Origin of the sequence: Pseudomonas viridiflava, assembly GCF_003702045.1 — a bacterium.
Taxonomy (GTDB): domain Bacteria; phylum Pseudomonadota; class Gammaproteobacteria; order Pseudomonadales; family Pseudomonadaceae; genus Aquipseudomonas; species Aquipseudomonas viridiflava_C.
The window spans coordinates 1,787-3,180 of sequence record NZ_RBTP01000055.1; the positions used below are offsets into that span (position 1 = coordinate 1,787).

The 1,394-nt window shown below is 49.4% G+C and carries 2 protein-coding genes; both read left to right on the forward strand.

All coding sequences use genetic code 11. The annotated features are described in order from the left end of the window. Window positions 1-322 (forward strand): phospholipase D-like domain-containing protein (locus ALP40_RS25880; RefSeq protein ID WP_259640721.1); only part of this gene is annotated, 322 nt, incomplete at its 5' end. Next, window positions 322-1,371: a sel1 repeat family protein gene (locus tag ALP40_RS17035; RefSeq protein ID WP_122209392.1), complete on the forward strand. Its 1,050-nt coding sequence runs from the start codon at window positions 322-324 to the stop codon at window positions 1,369-1,371. The genes ALP40_RS25880 and ALP40_RS17035, both read left to right, overlap by 1 nt. Window positions 1,372-1,394 lie beyond the last annotated feature (23 nt).

Below are 1,394 nucleotides of genomic sequence, written 5' to 3' on the forward strand. Positions count from 1 at the left end.
GGTGTACATCCACTCCAAACTGATGATCGTCAACGACGTGTACACCACGCAGGGCTCTGCCAACATCAACACCCGCAGCATGATGGGTGACAGTGAACTGAATATTTGTCATGAATATGCGGACACGACACAGCAGTTGAGGCGCAGGTTGTGGGGGCTGCATATGGGGAATAAGGGGGCGCAGGATGATCCCAAAGATGCATTCAAAGCCTGGGGAGAACTTATTGAAGGTAACATAAGGCTTAGATCGAAAAAGCTTTCGCCAAATACTTCTCTTGTTGAGTTCCATTATGGCGAAGCCAATTACAAGGACTTTGACTGATGCGCCTGATTCTTTTGATTTCGAGCCTGTTGCTTGTATGCAGCACAGCCCACGCAAATTTTTTACAGAAAAAGGATACCGCCTTGGATAGCCTTAACAATATTAATGCAAAGCTAGCGTTTACCTGTGCATATGAAAAAATTCCGGCTGCGCCTGCTGATACGGATATGCTTTTTCAATATGCTCGTTGGATGCAGAAGAATAACCAGCTAAAGCAGGACAAGACCGTCGACGCCGAAATAGAGCGGCTTTATCGTATCGCGGCAGCAAACCTGCATTATAAGGCGAATGTCAATCTGCAGAACGGCGCGGCACGCGGGCAGTTCAATCTGAGCGGCGAAGAGGTGCTGCGGCTGAGTCAGCAATTGATCGATGCTAAGGTTGCTACAGGTTATTACTTAATCGCAACCTATCTTCAAAGGGGTGTCGCCGGATTACAGCGGAATCAGGAAATGGCTTTGCGTTATTACCGAAAGGCTGCAGATGAAGGAAGTCCGCAGGCTCAGGAATATGTCGCAAAACAGCTAGAGCCCATTGATATTGCTCCAGAGGTAGCAAGACAAATGCGCCGGTGCGCTGCTAACCAAGGCAGCGGTGAAGCTGCTTTGGCTTTAGGAACTGACTTGGCTATAGATGGGCATTACAGCGAAGCACTAGATGCTTATCAATCAGGCACAGCGGCTGGTAATGAAATAGCTGCTTCTTTTTTAGCAAAAGGATTTCGCGGTCCCAAGGCTGATGATCGCCTATATTATTTAGCCCAGCATGATGATCTAGAGCGCGCAGAACGTTATAAAAAGATTAGTGATATCTTGGGCGACTGGTCCTACGCCAACCCCACCGTCCCCGAAATCAACGATATCGTTCCCTTGCCACCCGCCAAACTTCCCGCCTGGGACGGCAAGCTGAAGTGGGTCGAGGAACGCAAGGCCAACGTCCAGCCACCAAAACCAACCGAAGCGCTGATCGAACAACTGGCCAAAGCCAAGCTCCTCGATCCAAAGACTGGCAAGCCGTTACCAGAGTCACCGCTGTACGAGAAAAATTGACTAGGTGACACGTCAGCGACCTA

What these genes read in the sequence shown, in the direction of transcription:
- ALP40_RS17035 (WP_122209392.1), top strand. Translation starts at nt 322, where the DNA reads ATGCGCCTGATTCTTTTGATTTCGAGCCTGTTGCTTGTATGCAGCACA.